At 67.2% G+C, this 20,625-nt stretch carries 19 protein-coding genes and 3 tRNA genes; 11 read left to right on the top strand and 11 right to left on the bottom strand.

Features of this window, described 5'->3' with window-relative positions; genetic code table 11:
• Positions 1–74 precede the first annotated feature (74 nt).
• The 5 genes from AC07ZS_RS01355 to AC07ZS_RS01335 are packed head-to-tail and all read left to right on the top strand — an operon-like array spanning position 75 to position 4,383.
• On the top strand, positions 75–1,526 hold the full coding sequence (locus tag AC07ZS_RS01355) for a M16 family metallopeptidase (RefSeq protein ID WP_494796831.1): 1,452 nt from the start codon (positions 75–77) through the stop codon (positions 1,524–1,526).
• 18 nt (positions 1,527–1,544) lie between these two features.
• The gene (locus tag AC07ZS_RS01350; protein ID WP_494796830.1) at positions 1,545–2,882 is read left to right on the top strand and encodes a M16 family metallopeptidase; all 1,338 of its coding nucleotides are present in this window, start codon (positions 1,545–1,547) and stop codon (positions 2,880–2,882) included.
• A gap of 20 nt (positions 2,883–2,902) precedes the next feature.
• Entirely contained in the window at positions 2,903–3,517 is a 615-nt protein-coding gene (rsmD, locus tag AC07ZS_RS01345; protein ID WP_494796829.1) for a 16S rRNA (guanine(966)-N(2))-methyltransferase RsmD, read from the top strand.
• Between the two features lie 36 nt (positions 3,518–3,553).
• Positions 3,554–4,072: a pantetheine-phosphate adenylyltransferase gene (gene coaD / locus AC07ZS_RS01340; RefSeq protein WP_494796828.1), complete on the top strand. Its 519-nt coding sequence runs from the start codon at positions 3,554–3,556 to the stop codon at positions 4,070–4,072.
• A gap of 11 nt (positions 4,073–4,083) precedes the next feature.
• Entirely contained in the window at positions 4,084–4,383 is a 300-nt protein-coding gene (locus AC07ZS_RS01335; RefSeq protein ID WP_494796827.1) for a YfhL family 4Fe-4S dicluster ferredoxin, read from the top strand.
• Here AC07ZS_RS01335 and pth read toward each other — a convergent pair.
• The 7 genes from pth to AC07ZS_RS01300 all read right to left on the bottom strand — a co-directional run bounded on the left by pth (position 4,332) and on the right by AC07ZS_RS01300 (position 10,208).
• Complete coding sequence (pth, locus tag AC07ZS_RS01330; protein WP_494796826.1) at positions 4,332–4,994, bottom strand: aminoacyl-tRNA hydrolase; 663 nt, start codon at positions 4,992–4,994, stop codon at positions 4,332–4,334. The genes AC07ZS_RS01335 and pth overlap by 52 nt on opposite strands.
• 71 nt (positions 4,995–5,065) lie before the next feature.
• Positions 5,066–5,698, bottom strand: a complete 633-nt coding sequence (locus tag AC07ZS_RS01325; protein WP_494796825.1) for a 50S ribosomal protein L25/general stress protein Ctc — start codon at positions 5,696–5,698, stop codon at positions 5,066–5,068.
• A gap of 99 nt (positions 5,699–5,797) precedes the next feature.
• Positions 5,798–6,772: a ribose-phosphate pyrophosphokinase gene (locus AC07ZS_RS01320; protein ID WP_494796824.1), complete on the bottom strand. Its 975-nt coding sequence runs from the start codon at positions 6,770–6,772 to the stop codon at positions 5,798–5,800.
• Positions 6,773–6,869: 97 nt separating this feature from the next.
• Positions 6,870–6,946, bottom strand: a tRNA-Gln gene (locus tag AC07ZS_RS01315).
• Positions 6,947–7,036: 90 nt separating this feature from the next.
• Positions 7,037–7,915 (bottom strand): 4-(cytidine 5'-diphospho)-2-C-methyl-D-erythritol kinase, encoded by an 879-nt coding sequence (gene ispE, locus AC07ZS_RS01310; protein ID WP_494796833.1) that lies wholly within the window; start codon positions 7,913–7,915, stop codon positions 7,037–7,039.
• A gap of 14 nt (positions 7,916–7,929) precedes the next feature.
• The gene (locus tag AC07ZS_RS01305; RefSeq protein WP_494796823.1) at positions 7,930–8,436 is read right to left on the bottom strand and encodes a lipoprotein insertase outer membrane protein LolB; all 507 of its coding nucleotides are present in this window, start codon (positions 8,434–8,436) and stop codon (positions 7,930–7,932) included.
• Positions 8,433–10,208: a tetratricopeptide repeat protein gene (locus tag AC07ZS_RS01300; protein ID WP_494796822.1), complete on the bottom strand. Its 1,776-nt coding sequence runs from the start codon at positions 10,206–10,208 to the stop codon at positions 8,433–8,435. Before AC07ZS_RS01300 ends, AC07ZS_RS01305 begins: the two co-directional genes overlap by 4 nt.
• Before the next feature lie 92 nt (positions 10,209–10,300).
• Here AC07ZS_RS01300 and mutM point away from each other — a divergent pair, with 92 nt between their 5' ends.
• The 3 genes from mutM (at position 10,301) to mutY (ending at position 14,258) form a co-directional block, all read left to right on the top strand.
• Positions 10,301–11,116 (top strand): bifunctional DNA-formamidopyrimidine glycosylase/DNA-(apurinic or apyrimidinic site) lyase, encoded by an 816-nt coding sequence (gene mutM / locus AC07ZS_RS01295; RefSeq protein ID WP_494796821.1) that lies wholly within the window; start codon positions 10,301–10,303, stop codon positions 11,114–11,116.
• 101 nt (positions 11,117–11,217) lie between these two features.
• Positions 11,218–13,167: a dynamin family protein gene (locus tag AC07ZS_RS01290; protein WP_494796820.1), complete on the top strand. Its 1,950-nt coding sequence runs from the start codon at positions 11,218–11,220 to the stop codon at positions 13,165–13,167.
• Positions 13,164–14,258 (top strand): A/G-specific adenine glycosylase, encoded by a 1,095-nt coding sequence (gene mutY / locus AC07ZS_RS01285; protein ID WP_494796819.1) that lies wholly within the window; start codon positions 13,164–13,166, stop codon positions 14,256–14,258. Before AC07ZS_RS01290 ends, mutY begins: the two co-directional genes overlap by 4 nt.
• On the opposite strand, the gene rapZ is transcribed toward mutY, so the two are convergent.
• From rapZ to AC07ZS_RS01270, 3 genes are read right to left on the bottom strand one after another with little or no spacing between them, the layout of a single operon-like run.
• On the bottom strand, positions 14,255–15,178 hold the full coding sequence (gene rapZ, locus AC07ZS_RS01280; RefSeq protein ID WP_494796818.1) for an RNase adapter RapZ: 924 nt from the start codon (positions 15,176–15,178) through the stop codon (positions 14,255–14,257). The two genes, mutY and rapZ, sit on opposite strands and share 4 nt — an antisense overlap.
• Positions 15,179–15,193: 15 nt before the next feature.
• Positions 15,194–16,837 carry a DNA repair protein RecN gene (gene recN / locus AC07ZS_RS01275; RefSeq protein WP_494796817.1) on the bottom strand — a complete coding sequence of 548 codons (1,644 nt, stop codon included), beginning with the start codon at positions 16,835–16,837 and terminating at the stop codon, positions 15,194–15,196.
• 56 nt (positions 16,838–16,893) lie between these two features.
• Positions 16,894–17,811 (bottom strand): NAD kinase, encoded by a 918-nt coding sequence (locus AC07ZS_RS01270; protein WP_494796816.1) that lies wholly within the window; start codon positions 17,809–17,811, stop codon positions 16,894–16,896.
• Positions 17,812–17,905: 94 nt separating this feature from the next.
• Here AC07ZS_RS01270 and hrcA point away from each other — a divergent pair, with 94 nt between their 5' ends.
• The 3 genes from hrcA to AC07ZS_RS01255 all read left to right on the top strand — a co-directional run bounded on the left by hrcA (position 17,906) and on the right by AC07ZS_RS01255 (position 19,129).
• Positions 17,906–18,925, top strand: a complete 1,020-nt coding sequence (hrcA, locus tag AC07ZS_RS01265) for a heat-inducible transcriptional repressor HrcA (protein ID WP_494796815.1) — start codon at positions 17,906–17,908, stop codon at positions 18,923–18,925.
• Positions 18,926–18,947: 22 nt separating this feature from the next.
• Positions 18,948–19,024 (top strand) — tRNA-Ile (locus AC07ZS_RS01260).
• Between the two features lie 28 nt (positions 19,025–19,052).
• Positions 19,053–19,129, top strand: a tRNA-Arg gene (locus tag AC07ZS_RS01255).
• A 103-nt stretch (positions 19,130–19,232) separates the two neighbouring features.
• Here the strand turns inward: AC07ZS_RS01255 and AC07ZS_RS01250 are convergent.
• Positions 19,233–20,357, bottom strand: coding sequence for a tyrosine-type recombinase/integrase (locus tag AC07ZS_RS01250; protein WP_492440146.1), 1,125 nt, complete (start codon positions 20,355–20,357; stop codon positions 19,233–19,235).
• Positions 20,358–20,625: the final 268 nt, after the last annotated feature.

Genomic DNA, 20,625 nt, shown 5'->3' with positions numbered 1-20,625 from the left:
GGTAGGGGCTTTTTTGCGAAAGAACGAGAACATTTTTCCAACTCTAGAATCCATTGCATTCTATGAAACGCCTTATGCGACCGACCCGCCTGCGCTGTTTTGCACTTCTGACGGCTCTGGCGATGGCGGGTGGCACCGCGCAGGCCCAGTCGCCCTCCACCCCGCCCAGCGCCGCCCAGGCCCCGGTGGCGCAGCAGTTCACGCTGGCCAATGGCCTGACGCTGATCGTGCGGCCCGACCGCCGCGCGCCCACCGTGGTGCAGATGCTGTGGGTGCGCGTGGGCGCGATGGACGAGGTGGACGGCACCACCGGTGTGGCGCATGCGCTGGAGCACATGATGTTCAAGGGCACGCCCGACATCAAGGCGGGCGAGTTTTCGCGCCGCGTGGCGGCCATGGGGGGCATGGACAACGCGTTCACCACCCGCGATGCCACGGCTTACCACATGCAGATCCCGGCCCGCCGCCTGGAGACGGCCATGCAGCTGGAGGCCGACCGTTTTGCGCGCAACCAGTGGGACGACGACGAGTTCAAACGCGAGATCGAAGTCATCAAGGAAGAGCGGCGCCAGCGCACCGAAGAGTCACCGCGCGCCCGCATGTTCGAGGCGCTCAGCGCCATGGTCTACCAGGCCAGCCCGTACCGCCGCCCGGTGATCGGCTGGATGAGCGACATCGACGCGATGACGCCCGACGACGCGAGGGCGTTCTACCGGCGCTGGTATGTGCCGGCCAACGCGGCCCTGGTGATCGCGGGCGACGTGGACGTGGCGCAGGTGCGCGCGCTGGCCGAGAAGCATTTCGGGGCGATTCCCGCTGCGACCGTGCCCGCGCGCAAGCCACGCGAGGAGCCCGCGCAGGCGGGGCCGCGCCGGCTGGAGTACCGCGCCGTGGCCGATCAGGCCCTGGTGGCGCTGGCGTACAAGGTGCCCCAATGGCGCGGCGCCGAGACGGACAACGAGACCGACCGCGATGCCCTCGCGCTCACCGTGCTCTCGGCCGTGCTCGACGGCTACGACGGCGCACGCCTGGACCGCGCGCTGGTGCAGGGCGTGGGCACGGGGGGCAAGCGGCTGGCCGACAGCGCGGGCTCGTCCTACGGCCTCATGGGCCGGGGCCCGCAGCTCTTCATGCTGACGGCGGTGCCGTCCAAGGGCGTGACGACCGAGATGGCCGCGGCCGCCCTCAAGGCCGAGGTGGCCCGCATCGCCCGCGAGGGCATTCAGGAGACCGAGCTGCAGCGCGTGAAGACGCAGTGGACCGCCGGCGAGATCTACAAGCTGGATTCCGTGGCGAACCAGGCGCGCGAGCTGGGCGGCTACTGGATCAACGGCATGGGCCTGGACGCCGGTGAGCGCCTCATGGCTCGCCTGCGCGGTGTCACGGCGGCCCAGGTGCAGTCGGTGGCCCAGCGCTACTTCTCCGACGAACAGCTCACCACCGGCGTGCTGGTGCCCGATCCTTCGCGCCGTGAAGCGGCGCCGTCGGCCCCGACCGGTCCGCGCCCTGCGCTGACGCGCCACTGAAGCGAGCCGCGAGACGCCATGACCCTGTTCACCCTGATCCGTCGCACCCTGCTGGCCTTGCCGCTGCTGAGCGCCCTGGGCACCGCCCAGGCCACGATTCCCATCGAACAATGGGCCCATGCCAGCGGCGCGCGCGTGCACCTGATCGCCAGCCCCACGATCCCCATGCTGGACGTGCAGATCGATTTCGACGGCGGCCGGCGCCGCGATCCTGCGGCCCAGGCGGGTCTGGCGAGCGCGACCGCCGGGCTGCTGTCGGGCGGCGTGGCCGCGCAAGCCGGCCTGCCGGCGCTCGACGAGAACCAGCTCAGCGAAGCCTGGGCGGACCTCGGGGCCCAGTTCGGTGCGCAGATCACCCTGGACCGCTTCAGCGTGTCGCTGCGCACCCTGACCGAACCCGATCTGCTCGACCGCGCCGTGGCGCTCGCCGCGCGCCAGCTGGCTGCGCCGGCCTGGCCCGAGCGTGTCTGGCAGCGCGACCGCGAGCGCATGCTCGCTGCCCTGGTGGAAGCGGAGAACCGCCCGGCCACGCAGGCGGGCCGCGCGTTCGGCCGCGCCGTGTATGGCGGGCATCCTTATGGTTATCGCGCCGAGGCCGATACCCTGAAGGCGATCCGGGTGGCCGACATGCGCGCGTTCTACCGCCGCCATGTGGCCAGTTGCCGCGCCCAGGTGTCGATGGTGGGCGCGGTCGACCGCGCCACCGCCGACCGCATCGTGGACCGCCTCATGGCGGCGGTGCAGCCGCACGGCTGCACGGCGCTGCCCGAGCTGCCGCCGGTGCAGCCGCTGGCGAAGGCCGTGGACGAGCGCCTGCCCTTTGCCGCCGCGCAGGCGCAGGTGATCATCGGCCAGCCCGGCGTGGCCCGGGCCGACCCGGATTTCTTCGCGCTCTACGTGGGCAACTACGTGCTGGGCGGTGGCGGCTTCGTCTCGCGCCTGATGACCGAGGTTCGCGAGAAGCGCGGGCTGACCTACGGCGTGTCCAGCTACTTCCTGACCGCGCGCCAGGCCGGGGCCTTCCAGATCGCCCTGACCACGCGGCCCGACCAGGCGGCGCAGGCCGTGGACGTGGTGCGCGAGGTGGTGCGCGAGTTCGTCGCCAAGGGCCCGACCGAGGCCGAGCTGCAGGCGGCCAAGGACTACCTGATCAACGGCGAAGCCCTGCGGCTCGACAGCAACCGCAAGCTGCTGGACAACGTGGCCAACATCGCCTGGAACGACCTGCCGCTGGACTACCTGGAGACCTGGACCGGGCAGATCGAGCGCCTGAGCGTGGCCGACATCCAGCGCGCCTTTTCCCGCGTGCTGCAACCCGAGCGCATGGTCACCGTGGTGGTGGGTGCGCGGCCCTGAGGTCGCGTAAGCTCGCTGCCATGAAAAAGCCTGCATCCAGCGCTGCGCGCGCTGCCGCCAGCGCACCCCACGAGGTGCGCATCATCGGCGGCCAGTGGAAACGCACCAAACTGCCCGTGGCCGACCGACCGGGGTTGCGGCCCACACCCTCGCGCGTGAGGGAAACCCTCTTCAACTGGCTCGGGCAAGACCTGAGCGGCTGGCGCTGCATCGACGCCTTCGCCGGCACCGGTGCCCTGGGCCTGGAGGCCGCTTCGCGCGGCGCGGTGGAGGTGGTGCTGGTGGAGCAGGACAGCGCCTTGCTCGCCAACCTGGGCCGCATCACCACCCAGCTCAAGGCCACCGGAGTGCGCGTGGAGCGGGGCGACGGCGTGGCCGCGCTGCGCCAGCGCGCCGGGCAGGGGCTGGATGCGGTATTTCTCGATCCGCCCTTCGGCGATGGCCAGAACGAGGCCTTGTACGCCGCCGCGCTGGCCGCGGCGCGCCAGGCGGTGCGCGGGGACGGGCTGATCTACCTGGAGGCGCCACGGGTGTGGAGCGAGGACGAACTGGCGCAGATCGGCCTGCAGGTGCACCGCCAGGGCAAGGCCGGTGCGGTGGCCTTTCACCTGTTGCGGCCATTGCCGGCCCAGTGAGGCGCGGCGCGGAGGCCCTCGCGCATAATCTTCGGCATGAGTTCAGCCCTTGCATCAACCGGCGGCAGTGGCCGCGTGGCGGTCTACAGCGGTACCTTCGACCCCATCACCCTGGGCCATGAGGACGTGGCGCGCCGTGCCGCGCTGCTGTTCGACGACGTCATCATTGCGGTCGCCATTGCGCACCACAAGAAGACCCGCTTCACGCTGCAGGAGCGGCTGGACATGGCGGCCGAAGTCGCCTCGCGCATGCCCGGGCGGGTGCGCGTGCTGCCGTTCGAGGGCCTGATCATGGACTTCTGCCGGCAGCATGGCGCGACCGCCGTGGTGCGCGGCATCCGCAACCTCACCGACTTCGACTACGAAGCCCAGATGGCGGCGATGAACCGCAAGCTGCATGCGGCGGTGGAGACGGTGTTCCTGCTGCCGCAGGCCGAGTTGCAGTGCATTTCGAGCACGCTGGTGCGCGAGATCTCGCAGCTGGGCGGCGATGTGTCGCAGATGGTGAGCGGGGCGGTGGCCGCGCGGCTCGCGCCCAAGCCGCTGCAGGCTTAGGAGCCACCGCCATGGCCTTGCTGATCACCGACGAATGCATCAACTGCGATGTGTGCGAGCCCGAGTGCCCGAACCAGGCCATTTCGATGGGCGAGGACTTCTACGAAATCGACCCGGCGCGCTGCACCGAGTGCGTGGGGCATTTCGACGAGCCGCAGTGCGTGCAGGTCTGCCCGGTGAACTGCATTCCGGTCAACCCGGACCACGTCGAGTCGCGCGAGACGCTGTGGGAGAAGTACCAGCGCCTGCAGAAAGCCGGTCAGCCTTTGTCGGCTGCCGGTGACGAAGCGCCGCCGCCGGCCTCGTCCTGAGGTGGCGGTGCGGCCGGCCGGGGTGGCTTGGGCCTTGGTGGCTTGCTGGTGTGGATCAAGGCCGTGGCCTTGTCCATTTCGCCCGCGATCAACTGAGGCAGGGCCTTGAGTGAGCGGTCCAGCGCTTGCGCGATCGCGATGCGGTCGTCCGGCGAGGGCTTCTTCAAGACCCAGTTCGCCACCTCGTTCTTGTTGCCCGGGTGGCCGATGCCCACGCGCAGGCGCCAGTAGTCGGCGCTGCCGAGCTGTGCATGGATGTCGCGCAGGCCGTTGTGGCCCGCATGCCCGCCACCCTTCTTGAGTTTGACCTCGCCGGGGGCGAGGTCCAGTTCGTCGTGGACCACCAGCACTTCCTCCGGGGCGATCTTGAAGAAGCGCGCAACCGAAGCCACCGACTTGCCCGAGAGGTTCATGAAGGTCTGCGGCTCCACCAGCCAGACGCTTTGCCCGCCCACATTGGCCCGCGCCACCAGGCCGAAATGCCCGCGCTCCATCTGCAGGGACACCTTGAGCAGGCGCGCGGCCTCGTCCACCCACCAGAAGCCGGCGTTGTGGCGCGTGTGTTCGTATTCCGGTCCCGGGTTGCCCAGGCCGGCAATGAGTTTGATCATGGGACCGGATTATCGAGGTGGAAAACAAAAAGGCCCGCCGAGGCGGGCCTTTCTGACAGCAGGGGCTGGAATTACTTCTTGCCCTTGCCCTTGGCGGCCTTCTTGTCGTCGGCGGCAGCGGCCACGGGGGCGGCGACCACTTCTTCCACCGGCTCGACCACGGTGGCCACGGTGATGTTCTTGCGACCGTGGGTCACGAGCTTGATGCCCTTGGCCAGCTTGATGTCGCCGGTGTGCACGGTGGCGCCCTTGGTGACTTCACCCAGGTCCACTTCGATGAACTCGGGCAGCTGGGTGGCCAGGCACTCGATTTCGATGTCGTTCAGCACGTGGCTGATCACGCACTTGTCGGTCTTGACGGCCGGCGAGTTGTCGGCGTTCACGAAGTGCAGCGGCACCTTCTTGCGCAGGCGGGTCTTGTCGTCCACGCGCTGGAAGTCCACGTGCAGCACTTGCGGCTTGTACGGGTGGTATTGCACGTCGCGCAGCAGAACCTTGTGGACCGTACCGGCGAGTTCCATGTCGAGGATGGACGAGTGGAACGCTTCCTTCTTCAGGGCGTGCCACAGGGCGTTGTGATCGAGTTCGATCGTGGCGGCCGGCGTGTCACCGCCGAAAACGATACCGGGCGCGCGACCGGTGTTGCGCAGACGGCGGCTCGCACCCGTACCCTGCTTGGCGCGCTCAAAAGCGACGAATTGCATGACTGACTCCTGTGGAGGGGTTCCGCGACCAGAACGCCTCTGTTTCAAAAGAGCCGCCCCCACCATGGAGACGACCCGCTTTTTGCTGCCTTCAGCCTCTTAGAAGAGGTTGTCCTGATCGGCAAACAAACTCATGACCGACTCACCCGAGGCGATGCGCGCGATGGTCTCGGCCATCAGCGGCGCCACGGAGAGCTGGCGAATCTTGGAGCAGGCCTGCGCGGCCTGCGAGAGAGGAATGGTGTTCGTCACCACCACCTCGTCCAGGGCATTGCCCTTGGCGATGCGTTCGATGGCCGGGCCCGAGAAGATCGGGTGCGTGCAGTACGCGTACACGTTCTTGGCGCCGCGCTCCTTGAGCACCTCGGCGGCTTTGACCAGCGTGCCGGCGGTGTCGATCATGTCGTCCATGATCACGCAGTTGCGGCCTTCGATGTCACCGATCACGTGCATCACTTCCGACACGTTGGCCTTGGGGCGGCGCTTGTCGATGATGGCCATGTCGCAGTTGAGCTGCTTGGCCAGCGCGCGGGCGCGCACCACACCGCCCACGTCGGGCGAGACGATCAGCACGTCGGGGTAGTTCTTCTGGCGCAGGTCGCCCAGCAGTACGGGCGAGGCGTAGATGTTGTCGACCGGAATGTCGAAGAAGCCCTGGATCTGGTCGGCGTGCAGGTCCATGGTCAGCACGCGGCTCACGCCCACGGTCTGCAACAGGTTGGCCACGACCTTGGCCGAGATCGGCACGCGGGCCGAACGCGGGCGGCGGTCCTGGCGGGCATAGCCGAAGTAGGGGATGACGGCGGAGATGCGCTCGGCCGAGGCGCGCTTGAGCGCGTCGACCATGATGAGCAGCTCCATCAGGTTCTCGTTGGTCGGCGCACAGGTGGACTGGATCACGAACACGTGGCGTGCACGCACGTTTTGCGTGATCTCGACCGTGACTTCACCGTCGGAGAAGCGACCCACATTGGCCGCGCCGAGCTGCGTGCCCAGGTGTTGGGCAATCTCGGAGGCCAGCACCGGGTTGGCGTTGCCGGTGAAGATCATGAAATCCGGGGGTTGAACTTGCATGGTGTTCCCAGCTGTCTGAACGACGGACCCAGAAGATCGCCGTCAAAAAAGGCCACCCGGGGGTGGCCGTTCCGGTGCTTGATGTGTTGAAACAGGGTGGCAGGGGAGGAAGGACTCGAACCCTCGCATGCTGGAATCAAAATCCAGTGCCTTTACCAACTTGGCGACTCCCCTACGCAGGTCGATGGTTCGGCGCGATGCCGGACAACCAACCAAAAACGTCGCAGGTTGCGCAACCACTGCCTGGGCTGTGCGCTGCCGATTCTAATCGGTGCACCAGTCGAGCAATGGATGTGCATCCATGTTGCTGCATTCTCGAACCGTCCAGTCGCCAGGGGCGCCCGCCAGGTTCGTCGTCTGCGGCAGATGTGCAAACACCGCGGTTCCCGATCCGGTCATGCGCCCTTGCAAACCGTGGCTGTGAAGCCACTGGATGCAATGCCCGATATCGGGGCAGAGCGCTTGCGCCACGGGTTGAAGATCGTTGTGTCCGACGGCCAGAACCTTCTGGATGTCGATCACGCTGCCTTCACACGAGTCGTTTGCAGCAAAGCCTTGGATTGTAGCAGTTTTTGTGTCCCGTTTGAGATCTGGCGAGCCAAAGATGCGTTGGGTGGAGGCCCCCGTGGGCGGCTTGACCACGGCGAAGCGCGCCGAAGGCAGGGACACGGGGGTGAGTCGCTCGCCCACGCCTTCCACCCAGGCGCTGCGTCCACCGATGAAAAAAGGCACGTCCGCGCCCAGTTGCAGGCCGATGGCCGCGAGTTGAGGGCGCTTGAGCCCCAGGCCCCAGAGGCGGTTCAGGGCCAGCAGGGTCGTGGCCGCATCCGAGGAGCCGCCGCCCATGCCGGCCTCGGCAGGCAGGCGTTTTTCCAGCCCGATGTGCACGCCATGAGGGCAGCCGGTGGCCTGCTGCAAGGCGCGCGCGGCCCGCACTGACAGGTCTTCGGCTGGCAACGCCCCCGGCGTGAGGTCTTCGCGGCTGATCGCACCATCGTCACGGCGCTCGAAATGCAGGTGGTCGCACCAGTCGACCAGCATGAAGAGGGACTGCAGCAGGTGGTAGCCGTCGGCCCGTCGGCCGGTGATGTGCAGAAAGAGGTTCAGTTTCGCGGGCGCGGGCACGTCCAGCAGGCGCCGCAAGGGGGCTTGGAGGCTCATGGCTGGAAGACGACGCGCAATTCGGCGGTGGGCAGAGGCTCGGAGCGGCGCGCCGTGATGCGGCCCTCGGCCTGGCGCGACAGGTCGGCCTGCCACCCGGGCACCTGGCCCTGTTCACCCCGCAGCCAGCCGAACAGCGCGGCGACGGGCATCGCCGTGCCGCTGAGCTCGGTCGTGAGTTCGTCCAGGTTGCCGCGCCGGGTGACCTGGCCGCCCTGGCGCAACTCGGCATGCTGGGGTGTCCACATCACGGTGGCCAGGGTGGTGCCCAGGGGCGACGTGAGTTGCAGTTCGCCCTCGCCGGGTGTGCCGCGCAGGTCGAACGCGGCGGAAAACGACTGGGGTGGCGCGCTCTCCACCTGCAGGGACAGGCGGCCGCTCCACACCGCTTCGCCGGGCTGTGCCGGCCGGGGCGGGGTGGCGCAGGCCGACAGCAAGGCGGCCAGGGCCAGCACGGCCACGCGGGCCTGCTGCCGAGGCCGGAAAGCCGTTCGCACGCTCATGGCTTGACTTGCAGGCGCTTGAGGGTGGACTGCAGGGTTTCGTTGTCGGCCGCGAGCAGCAGGCCTTCGCGCCAGATCTTCAGCGCCTGATCGCGCTGGCCTTGCGCCCAGAGCACCTCGCCCAGGTGCGCCGCGATTTCGGGGTCGGGCCGCTTGCCGTAGGCCGCTTGCAGGATGGCCAGGGCGCGTGCGGTGTTGCCCAGGCGGAACTCGACCCAGCCCAGGCTGTCCTGGATGTAGGCGTCCCCCGGCGCGAGGGAGACGGCTTTCTCGATCAGCTGCTTGGCCTCCGGCAGGCGCAGATTGCGTTCGGCCAGCGAGTAGCCCAGGGCGTTGTAGGCGTGGTGGTAGTCGGGCTTGGCGGCGATGAGCTTGCGCAGCAGGCGCTCCATGTCGGCCAGCTTCCCGGCCTTCTCGGCCATCATGGCCTGCTCGTACAGCAGGTCGGTGTCCTCGGGGAAGCGGGTGGATGCCTCGCCGTAGACCTCATAGGACTGCTGGTAGGCCTTGAAGTCGCGCAGCAGCTGGGCTTCGGCGACCAGCTTGAGGCGCGCATCTTCGGGGCGGCGCTCGGGCTGGCCGCGCAGCAGCGCGCGGGCCTGGGGCATCTGCCCCTGGCGGGCCAGCAGGGAGGCGCGCCGCATCTGGGCCGCCATGATGTCGTCGGCATTCTCGATGCGATCCAGCCAGGCGTTGGCGGCGGGAAAGTCGTTTTGTTTCTCGGCGATCTGCGCCATCAGCAGGTAGGCCTGGGTGAGGCCGCGGGCGGTGCGCTCGTCACCCGACTGGCGGGCGAGCGCCATGTATTTCTGCAGCGACGCGGTGGCCGCGGGCAGGGCGTTGTCCTGCGCCTGCAACGACGCCAGCAGCAGCCAGGGTTCCGCCTGATCCGGTCGCTGCACGGTGAGCGCTTCGAGGTGGGCGCGTGCCTCGCCGTTGCGTTGCAGGTCCAGCAGGATGCGGGCGTAGGCCAGCGCCACGGCGGTGTCGCCCGGGGTCGTGGCATTGCCGGCTTTCAACTGTTGCCGCACCACGGCCTCGGCCTCGGACTGGCCGCGCTCCATCAACTCCAGCGCGAGCAGGGCCGGGTAGGGCGATGCCGGATCGATCGCGTGGCCTTCGCGCGCCGCCGCCAGGGCCTGCGGCAATTGATCCTGCGCCAGTTCCATGCGGCCCACGGTGGTCCAGGCCGCTGCGGCATGGAAGGGCTGCTTGAGCGAGGGCGCCAGGGCTTCGCGCACCACGCTGGCGGCCACGGCCTTGTCGGCAATGCGGCCGAAGGTCTGCGGAATGGCGTTGATGGTGTCGTTGCGCTCGGTCACCGGCGTGGCTTGCAGGATGGCTTGCAGGACCGGGCCGGTTTCCGCCACGCGGTTGAGCGCCAGCAGGATCTGCAGCACGAAGCGGTTGGCTTCCGAGCTGCCCGGGATTTCCTGGGCCCAGGCACGTGCGGCGGTCAGTGCCGCCTCGCCAGAGCGGGCCTGCAGGGCCACGTCCACCGCGCGCCGGTACAGCTCCGGGTCTTTCTGGCGGCGCGCCGCGTCCAGGATGAGCGAATAACCCGTGCCCGGTTCGCCCGCGCTCACATTGAGCTCACCCAGCAGCAGCTGGTAGAACAGGGGGGCGTTGAGGGCGGAGTTGACCACGGTCTGCTCGCTCGCCGGCGGGGAGACGGTGGCCCTGGGCGGCGTGGCCGGTGGGGCGGGCTGCGCGGCCACGCCAAAGGCCAGGCCCAGGAGAACCAGGGTCGCGGTGCGGTGCATGGTGTTCATCGGGTCATGATAATGGGAAGGGTTCGGGAGCACGGGGGTGTGACCCCAAGACCGCACCGGCGTTCCAACCACCGCAGAAAAACCGCCCAGCCATGCCCGAATTGCCCGAAGTCGAAGTCACGCGCCGCAGCTTTGCCGATCGCATCGCGGGCGCGCAGGTGCATGCGCTGTCTCTGGGCAAACCGCTGCGCTGGCCGCTGGGCTGCGAGCCCACCGCGCTGGTGGGGCGCCGGGTGCGGTCGGTGGCCCGGCGCGGCAAGTACCTGCTGGTGCACCTGGACGAGGGGGTGCTGCTGTTGCACCTGGGCATGTCGGGCAGCCTCCAGTTCGCCCACAACCTGCCGCCGCGCGGTGTGCACGACCACTTCGAGCTGTTGACCAGCCATGGGGTGCTTCGTTTGCACGACCCGCGGCGCTTTGGCGCGGTGGTCTATGCCCCGTCCCTGGACGACGCGCGGGTGCTCAAGCTGCTGGGGGGGCTGGGCGTGGAACCGTTGGAAGTCGGCTTCGACCCGGCGGGCTTCCACCGGGCCCTGAAACTGCGGCGGGCGGCCGTCAAGCAGGTGCTGCTGGCGGGCGACATCGTCGTGGGCGTCGGCAACATCTACGCCTCGGAAGCGCTGTTCATGTCGGGCATCCACCCCGCGCTGCGCGCCGATCGCCTGAGCAAACCCCGCGCGGCGCGGCTGCACGCGGCCATCGTGTCGGTGCTGCAGCGCGCCGTGGCCCTGGGGGGCAGCACCTTGCGCGATTTCTCCAGTGCCGAGGGGCAGAGCGGCTACTTCCAGCTCGACGCCATGGTCTACGGTCGCGAGGGCCAGCCGTGTCGGGTCTGTGGCACACCGGTCAAGGCCATGCGGCAAGGTCAGCGGTCCACTTTCTTCTGTCCCGTGTGTCAGAAGAAGTGATGCATCCCGGGGGCGGCTGCCCGGCTGTCGGGCTTTCCGACCGGTCAGATTTCCCCTCGGTGCCGATGCTATATTGACCCATTGACAAAGATCCAAGGCCCATGAGCTTCAACCAGGAATTCGACCAGCACGGTGTGTGGCGCAAGCAGTTTGCCTTGCGCCTGAAGCTACTGTCCGAATGGTTGACCGACCATGACCTGATGGAGTCCGGCGTGCGCGAGCGCCTTGACCAGCTGCATGCGCAGGTCAAGAACGACAAGATCATGGTGGCCTTCGTGGCCGAGTTCTCGCGCGGCAAGTCCGAGCTGATCAACGCGGTGTTCTTCGCTGGTTACGGCCGCCGGATCATGCCCGCCAGCGCCGGGCGCACGACCATGTGCCCCACCGAACTGGGGTACGACGCCGAAGTGGCGCCGTGCCTGCGCCTGCTGCCGATCGAAACGCGCCTGCAGCCGCAATCGCTGCTGGACTGGCGCAACGCGCTGGAGAAGTGGGAGCGGGTCGACCTGGACGTGAACGACCCCAAGCAGCTGGCGCGCGCCATCCAGAAGGTGGCCGAGGTGCGCCGCGTGACGCAGGCGGAAGCCGCCGCACTCGGCTTCTGGCACGACGAGGTGCCCGAAGACAACCCCTTGCCCGGCCCGGACGGCCTGATCGAGGTGCCGAAATGGCGGCATGCCCTGATCAACATGGCGCACCCCCTGCTCAAGCAAGGCCTGGTGATCCTCGACACCCCGGGCCTCAATGCCATCGGCGCCGAACCCGAACTCACGGTGAGCCTGCTGCCGCAGGCCCACGCGGTGGTGTTCATCCTCGCGGCCGACACCGGCGTGACCAAATCCGACCTGACCATCTGGCGCCAGCACCTTGCGGTGCTGGGCGAGGGGCGGGAATCCCGGCTGGTGGTGCTCAACAAGATCGACACCATGTGGGATGCGCTGAGCTCGCCCGAGCAGGTGCAGTTGCAGATCGCTTCGCAGCGCACCGACTCGGCCGAGATCCTCGGTCTGTCGCCGCGCCAGGTGCTGGCGGTGTCGGCCCAGAAGGGCCTGCTGGCCAAGGTGCACCGCGACAAGAAACTGCTGGCGGCCAGCAACCTGATGGAGCTGGAGACCGCCCTGGGCGTGGACCTGCTGGGCCAGCGCCGCAAGATCCTGGGTGCGGCGGTGGCCAATGGCATCCAGTCCCTGCGCGCGGAAACCGGCCGCATGGTGCACACCCGCGCGCGCGACCTGGTCGAGCAGATCCAGGAACTCGAAGGCTTGCGCGGCAAGAACACCGGCGTGATCAAGCAGATGCGGCTGCGCATCGAGCAGGAGCAAGCCGATTTCGATGCCAGCGGCGCCAAGATCCAGGCCGTGCGCTCGGTGCACCTGCGCCTGCTCAAGGACCTGTTCGCCATGCTCAGCTCCTCCCACCTCAAGGCCGAGGTGGCCACTTTGGGCAAAGCCCTGAAGCAACCGGGCATCAAGCTGGGCGTGCGCCGAGCCTATGACCAGACCTTCGACCGCCTGCGCGCCGACATGGCCAAGTCCGACCGCATGGCGGGCGAGATCCAGTCCATGCTGGAGGGCAGCTTCAAGAACCTCAACGCCGAGTACGGCTTCTCCTTGCAGGCACCCACGCCGCCGCGCCTGGGGCAGTACGTGAAGGACCTCGACCTGATCGAGAAGAGCCATCTTCAATACCTCAGCCTGGGCAATGCGCTGCGCCTGGCCCAGCCCGAGTTTGCCGAACGCCTGGCGCGCGCGCTCATGAGCCGGCTTCGCGTGGTCTACGACACCGCGGTCAACGAGGTGGAGCTGTGGAACAAGTCCGCCGCCGCCCAGCTGGACGCGCAACTGCGCGAGCGCCGCCGCAACTTCAGCCGCCGCATCGAGGCCGTGTCGCGCATCCAGCAGGCCGCGGGCGGCCTGGACGAGCGCATCCGGGAATTGCAGGCGCACCAGGCCGAACTCAACCAGCTCGACGTCAAACTGGCCGAGCTCACCGAGCACCTGCTGGCCGCCCCTGAAGAAGAACCGTCTTCCGAAGAAGCACTGGTGGCATGAGCGCCGAGGCCGTTTCGGTGCACCCCTTGGGGGAGGTTCTGCCCATCACGTTCGCGCCCCGGCTCATTGAATGGCAGCGCCATTCGGGCCGCAGCGGCCTGCCCTGGCAGAACACCCGCGATCCGTACCGGGTGTGGCTGTCGGAAGTGATGCTGCAGCAGACCCAGGTCAGCACCGTGCTGTCCTACTACCCCCGCTTCCTGGAACGCTTCCCCGATGTGCGCGCGCTGGCCGCTGCGCCTCCGGACGACGTGATGGCGCTGTGGAGCGGTCTGGGTTACTACAGCCGGGCGCGCAACCTGCACCGCTGCGCGCAAGCGGTGGTGAACGACCACGGTGGCGTGTTCCCGGGCACGGCCGAGCAACTCGAAACCCTGCCGGGCATCGGCGCATCCACCGCCGCAGCGATCGCGGCGTTCTGCCACGGTGAGCGCATCTCCATCCTGGATGGCAATGTGCGCCGCGTGTTGTCGCGCCTGCTGGCCTTCGAGGGCGATCTGGCGCAGGCCGGGCCGCAGCGCGAACTCTGGTCGCTGGCCCAGGCGCTGCTGCCGGACGCTCCCACGGGCGACGACATGACGGCCTACACGCAGGGCTTGATGGACCTCGGTGCGACGGTGTGCCAGCGCACCAAGCCGTTGTGTGGGCGCTGCCCGGTGCAGACGGTGTGCCGCGCTCACGGGACCGACCAGACGACCCGCTTCCCGGTCAAGACCCGCCGTGTGGCGCGCCGTTTCGAGAGCTGGTGGCTGTTGCTGGTGCGCGGCAGCGGTGCCGATGGGCAGCCTGGCTTCTGGCTGGAGCGCCGGCCGGCGCCCGGCATCTGGGCGGGGCTGTATTGCCCGCCCGTGTTCGCCGATGAAGCCGCTGTGCAGGCGGCACTGCCATCCGGGTTCGCCCAGCGGCTGCAGCCGCTCGAGCCGGTGTCGCACAGCCTCACCCACCGGGAGTTGCGTCTGCACCCCCTGCTGTTGGACCTGCCAGGTGACCAGACCATGGACAGCTTGCCGGGCCAGTGGGTGCCCGCCGCTGCCTTGATCGACCACGGCCTGCCGACACCGGTGCGCCAGCTGCTGTCCGCTCTGAGTTAGGTCAGTTCGGCCGCCTGGCTGGCTGGCCCCGGCCAGTTGTCGTCTTCGCGATGGCGCACGCGCGTGAACCAGTCGGGTGCGAAGGTGTCGGCCAGCCGCTCCACCAGGTAGACCGAACGGTGCTGGCCGCCGGTGCAGCCGATCGCCACGGTGACGTAGCTGCGGTGGTCGCGCAGCATCTGGGGCAGCCAGTGGCGCAGGAAGGCGGTGATCTGCTCTTCCATCTGCACCACTTCAGGCTGCGCCGCGAGGTAGGTCGCCACCGGGGCATCCAGCCCGCTCAGCGGCTTGAGTTCGGGTTCGTAGTGGGGGTTGGGCAGCATGCGCACGTCGAACACGAAGTCGGCGTCCATCGGAATGCCGCGCTTGAACGCGAAGGACTCGAACACCAGCGTCAACGGCGCCTGCGTGGTTCCGAGCAGGTCCTTGATCTGGCTGCGCAGGCGCGTGGGGCGGATCAGGCTGGTGTCGAGCACCAGCGCCTGCTCGCGCAACTCGGCCAGCAACTCGCGTTCGTGCTCGATCGCATCGGTCAAGGCCCGGTGCTGGTCTTGAGACCGCTTGAGCGAGAGCGGATGCAGGCGGCGCGTTTCGGAGAAGCGCCGCACCAGCGTGTCTGTGGTCGCGTCCAGGAACACGGTGGTGAGGTGCACCGGCCGGTGGGCACGCCGCTGCAACTGAGCCAGGCGCCTGGGCAGACCGGGCAGGGCGGCCGCGCTGCGCACGTCCATCGCGATCGCCACGCGGGCTGCGCGGTTGCTCTGCTCAAGATCGATGAAGGATTCGAGCAGCTCGGGCGGCAGGTTGTCCACGCAGTAGAAGCCCACGTCTTCCAGCGCCGTGAGCGCCACCGTCTTGCCCGAGCCGGACATGCCGGTGATCAGGACGAGGTGGATCGGGGTGTCATCAATCGGGTTCATGGCAACGGCCGCGGTTCACGCGGCCAGCATTTCGCGGGCATGCGCCAGCGAGATTTCGGACTGTTCGCCGCCGCCCAGCATGCGCGCGAGTTCGCGCACGCGCGCATCGGTGGCAATGGGCTCGACGGTGCTCTGGGTCTGACGGCCCACGGCCTGCTTGCTCACCAGCAGGTGGTGGTCGGCGCAGGCGGCCACTTGCGGCAGGTGGGTCACCGCGAGCACCTGGCGGTCCTTGCCGAGTTGGCGCAGCAGCTGGCCCACGGTGTGGGCCACGGCGCCACCGATGCCCGAGTCCACCTCGTCGAAGATCAGCGTGGGGGCCTGGCCCAGGCGGCTGGTGACCACCGAGATGGCCAACGCGATGCGAGACAGCTCGCCGCCCGAGGCCACTTTGCCGACCGGTTTGGGTGTGGCGCCCGCGTGGCCGGCGACGCGGAACTCGACCTGCTCCGCACCGTGGGCCTGGGGTTCTTCCAGCGGCAGCAAGGCCACCTCGAACACCCCGCCTTGCATGCCGAGGGTCTGCATGGTGGCGGTGACGGCCTTGGACAGCTTGGGCGCGGCCTTCTGCCGTTCCTTGCTGATGGCCTGCAAGGCGGTGGCAAAGGTCTTCCAGTCGGCGCGTTCCGCGCGTTGCAGCGCCTCAAGGTCCAGCGCCTGATCGATCTGGGCGAGTTCGGTCTTCCACTGCGCATGCACCTCGGCCAGCTCTTCCGGCGTGCGGCGGTAGCGCCGGGCCAGCGAAACCCAGAGGGACAGGCGCTGGTCCAGGGCTTCCAGACTGCCCGGGTCGCGCTCGGTGTGGCGGCTGTACTGGTGCAGGCTGTGCACCGTGTCCTGCACCTGGGCGAGCGCGGCCTCCAGTGCTTCGATGGCGCTGGCGAACTGCGGTTCGATGTGGGCCTGGGCTTGCAGGGCCGACAGCGCGCGGTGGATCAGGGCGGCGGCATTGGTGTCGTCTTCGTCCAGCGCGTTCGCAGCGATCTGGGCCGCGTCCAGCAGGCCCTGGGCGTTGGCCAGCCGGCTGTGCTGGGTGTTGAGCTCTTCCCACTCACCGGCCTGGGGGCTGAGTTTGTCGAGCTCCGCGATCTGCCAGGCGAGGCGTTCGCTCTCCTGCTGCAGGCTGTTCTGTTTTTCGGTGGCGCTGTCCAGCGCCTTGCGGCGTTGGCGCCATTGAGCCCAGGCCCGGGCCGCCGGCGCGGTGTCGATGCCGGCATAGGCGTCGAGCAGGTCGCGCACAGCCTCGGCGCGCGTGAGGCTTTGCCAGGCATGTTGGCCGTGGATGTCCACCAGCCCGTCGGCCAGGGCCTTGAGCTGGGTCACGGTGGCCGCGCTGCCGTTGATCCAGGCGCGGCTGCGGCCTTCGGTGTCCACGGTGCGGCGCAGCAGCAGGCCGTCTTCGACGGGAAATCCCTGTTCTTCCAGCCACGGAGTGAGCGAAGCGGGGGCATCGAACTCGGCCGCAATGTCGCAGCGCGCCGCGCCTTCGCGCACCACGCCGCTGTCCGAGCGCGAGCCCAGGGCCAGCTGCAGGGCGTCGATCAGGATGGACTTGCCGGCCCCCGTTTCCCCGGTGAGCACACCAAAGCCGGAGCCCAGCTCCAGTTCGAGGGACTGCACGATGACGAAGTCGCGCAAAACGATGCGTCTGAGGCTCATGGATGTGCGGGGCGCGGCGTTGAAGGGATGGACAGGCCGCTATTTTGACCGGGCTTTCAGGCCCCTTCGTTCCAGTGCAGCTTTTTGCGCAAGGTGTCGAAGTAGGTCCAGCCGACCGGGTGCAACAGGCGCAGCGCGTGCTCGGAGCGGCGGACCACGATGCGGTCGCCGTGCAGCAGGCTGGTGAGCGATTGCATGTCGAAGTTGGCGCTGGCGTCGCGGCCCGAGACGATCTCCACCGCGATCTCGCTGTGCGACGGAATCACCACCGGCCGGTTGGACAGGGTGTGGGGCGCGATGGGCACCATCACCCAGCCGCCGATGCCGGGGTGGAGCAGGGGGCCGCCGGCCGAGAGTGCGTAGGCGGTCGAGCCGGTGGGGGACGCGATGATGAGGCCGTCGGCGCGCTGGTTGGCCACGAAATGACCGTCCACTTCCACGCGCAGCTCGATCATGCTGGCCACGCCGCCCCGGTTGACCACCACGTCGTTGAGCGCCGTGGCCTCGAACACGCAACGGCCGTCGCGCCAGACCGTGGCCGCCATCAGTGCGCGCGCGTCTTCCTCGAACTCGCCGCGCAGGATGGGGCGCAGCTTTTCCTGGTAGCCGTCGAACGGGATGTCGGTGATGAAACCCAGGCGCCCCTGATTGATGCCCACCAGCGGCACGCCATAGCGCGCGAGCTGGCGCCCGATGCCGAGCATGGTGCCGTCGCCGCCGACCACCAGGGCCAGATCGCAGGCCTTGCCCATCGCGGGCACGTCCAGCGCCGGGTACTGCAGCAGACCCGTGTTGGAGGCGGTTTCCTTTTCCAGTGAGACGTCGCAACCTTCGTCGTGCAGGAAGTGCGCGATCTCGTCAACCGCGTTGCGCGCCCCGGGTGCGTGGTACTTGCCCACGATGACGACATGCGCGAAGCGCAAGGGCCGGTTCCATCGGACGGTCGTGGACCGGGTGTCGGTTGACATGCTCATAAGGAAATTACAACACAGCTTCTCTGTGGCGGAATGGCATAAAACCCTGTGTCCCGGCGGTACTGCCGGGGGCATCCGTCCTTAGAATGAAGCCATGTTGGATGACCGCGCCAAGTTGCTGCTCAAAGCCCTCGTCGAGCGTTACATCGCCGACGGCCAGCCCGTCGGTTCGCGCACGCTTGCCAGGGCCGCCGGCATGGAGCTGTCCCCGGCCACCATCCGCAACGTGATGAGCGACCTCGAGGAGCTCGGCCTGATCGCCAGCCCGCACACCTCGGCCGGGCGCATTCCCACGGCGCGTGGCTACCGCTTGTTCGTGGACACCATGCTCACGGTGCGCCGTGAAAGCCTGCCCGCGGTGAGCGACATGGCGTCACCCGGCCTTGAGGCAGGGCAGCCCCACCGCGTGATCAGCAACGCCGCCCAGATGCTGTCCAACCTGTCCCAGTTTGTGGGCGTGGTCATGGCGCCGCGGCGGGCCTCGGTGTTCCGCCACATTGAGTTCCTCAGCCTGTCCGAACGGCGCGTGCTCGTGATCATCGTGTCGCCCGAGGGCGACGTGCAGAACCGCATCATCCACACGCAGGTCAACTTCACCCAGCCCCAGCTGCTGGAAGCGGCCAACTTCCTCAACGCCCACTACTCGGGGCTCACCATGGAGGCGGTGCGCGAACGCCTCAAGACCGAGCTGGACGCCTTGCGCGGCGAAATCGCCGATCTCATGAAAGCCGCGGTGGACATCGGGGCCGAGGCCAGTGAGGCGCAGGACGAGGTGGTGGTGTCGGGTGAGCGCAACCTGCTGTCGGTCAGCGAGTTCTCCAGCGACATGGGCAACCTGCGCCGCATGTTCGATCTATTCGAGCAGAAGACCCAGCTGATCCGCCTGCTCGATGTGTCGGCCCAGGCCGACGGGGTGCGCATCTACATTGGCGGCGAGAGCCAGGTCGTGCCCTACGAGGATCTTTCCGTGGTCACCGCGCCGTATGAGGTGGACGGCCAGGTGGTGGGCACCTTGGGCGTGATCGGTCCTCAGCGCATGTCGTACGAGCGCATGATCCAGATTGTTGATGTCACGGCCAAGCTGGTTGGTAACGCGCTCAGCCACCACAAATAAGGGCCCCTACAATCCTCGTGGCGGGCCGTTAGCTCAGTTGGTTAGAGCAGAGGACTCATAATCCTTTGGTCGTTGGTTCAAGTCCAACACGGCCTACCAAAAAAATGCTGCTATAATTCGAGGCTTCGCGGCTGTAGCTCAGTTGGATAGAGTACTTGGCTACGAACCAAGGGGTCGTGGGTTCAATTCCTGCCAGCCGCACCAGAACATCGTTCTAGAACAACGGGTTAGCTCCAAAAGAGCTAGCCCGTTTTTCTTTGCTGCGGGACTTTTGCGGGACTCGGAATTGATCATCAGCATCCGAGGCTCAAGTCCGTGTGCCGGCTTTCCGCAGCGCATGCTCCGCTTTCAGCGTCTGGAGGCTCTTGTTCCAGCCGTTGGTCGGCTTTGTGATCTTCTCCAGAGCTTCGTGAATCTCTCGGATCTGGGCCATGGAGTAGTGGTCCGTGACGGAGCGATTGCTGTGCCACAGGACGTCCCGCCGGGTCGACTCAATGACGCCAGCCTCACGCAGTCGCATGCCAACCGTATGGCGAAGGTCGTGGACATGCAGATCGCCCAGACCCGCCCTTGAGCGCGCTGCTTGCCACGCGCTGTTGTTCATGGCCTTGATTGGTCCAAGTTCACGGTGGCGCCAAGACATCGCGAAAACGTGGGTCGGGTGGTGCCCCCGCGCTTCCTCAATCACGGCCTGGGAAATGCTGTTGCACACCACCAGCTTTGAAGTGCGGCGCCCCTTGACGTTTTCTGGCGGGGTCTCGAAAACGGAGATGTTGAGCTCCGGCACTGGGATCTCCCAAGCCCATTGGAGATTGCAAACCACATCATCTCGCACGCCACTGTGCAGAGTAAACAGCGCCATGTCGTGAAGATGCTTCGGCAACTCCTTCAGCAAAAGCGCTTGCTCGTCCCAAGTGATCGGCCGTGGAGGACGCTGATGACCTGTCAAAGGCAACATGGTGATCAGGGGGGCAGAGACCAGCCAAGGTTTGCCCGACTCGGGATCGCGCCAAGTTCCCGCTGCCAGATTGAGGACTCGACGCACCGCGCCCAGGCTCAAATTGATCGATTTGTGTGAGATCTTTGCCTCGCGTCGAGCATCAATGAAAGGCTGCAGTGTTCCTGAATGAACTTGCTCAAGCAGAAGGTCGCCAATGTAGGGCATCACGGCCTTCAGGTGATAGCCAGATGACTCCACTGACGCCATATGCGCATTCTCTTCAATGAAGCGCCCAGCAGCTTGGTCAAAGGTAATCTGGGGGGTGGCACCATGGACGCGCGTCTGCCGTAGTGCCTCTAGTTCCCGGGTGAGCCACGCTTCTGCGTCTTCATACGATCCAAAGCTTTGGTAAACCCGAACTCCTTCGACGAACTTATCGACGACCCAGCTGCCGTTTTGCCGTTTGTAGATACCGGTTGATTTTTTTCCCATGGTGTTGCACTCGTTTTTTCTGGTTTTGTCTGCATGTCGTCGGCGCGAGCGATCTCAGTGCCGGGTGCATTGAACATTTCGTATGCGATCGCCTTCACTTCTTCGCAAAGGAACAGGAGAGAAGTGCCTTGCTTTGTTGTTCTCAGGCGCGGCCTGATGTGCGTGTCGAAGTAGTTTGGCTTGACGCAAAGTGCTTGAATGGCGTGTTGGCGGTTCATGCAATACCTAGGGAGCTCATCGTCGAAGTCGGGCCGTGGTTTTTCTTTCA

The sequence above is a fragment of the Hydrogenophaga sp. GW456-12-10-14-TSB4 genome (genome assembly GCF_059424305.1).
The sequence above is the reverse complement of the archived record's forward strand: the minus strand, read 5'-3'. Positions and strand labels throughout refer to the sequence as shown.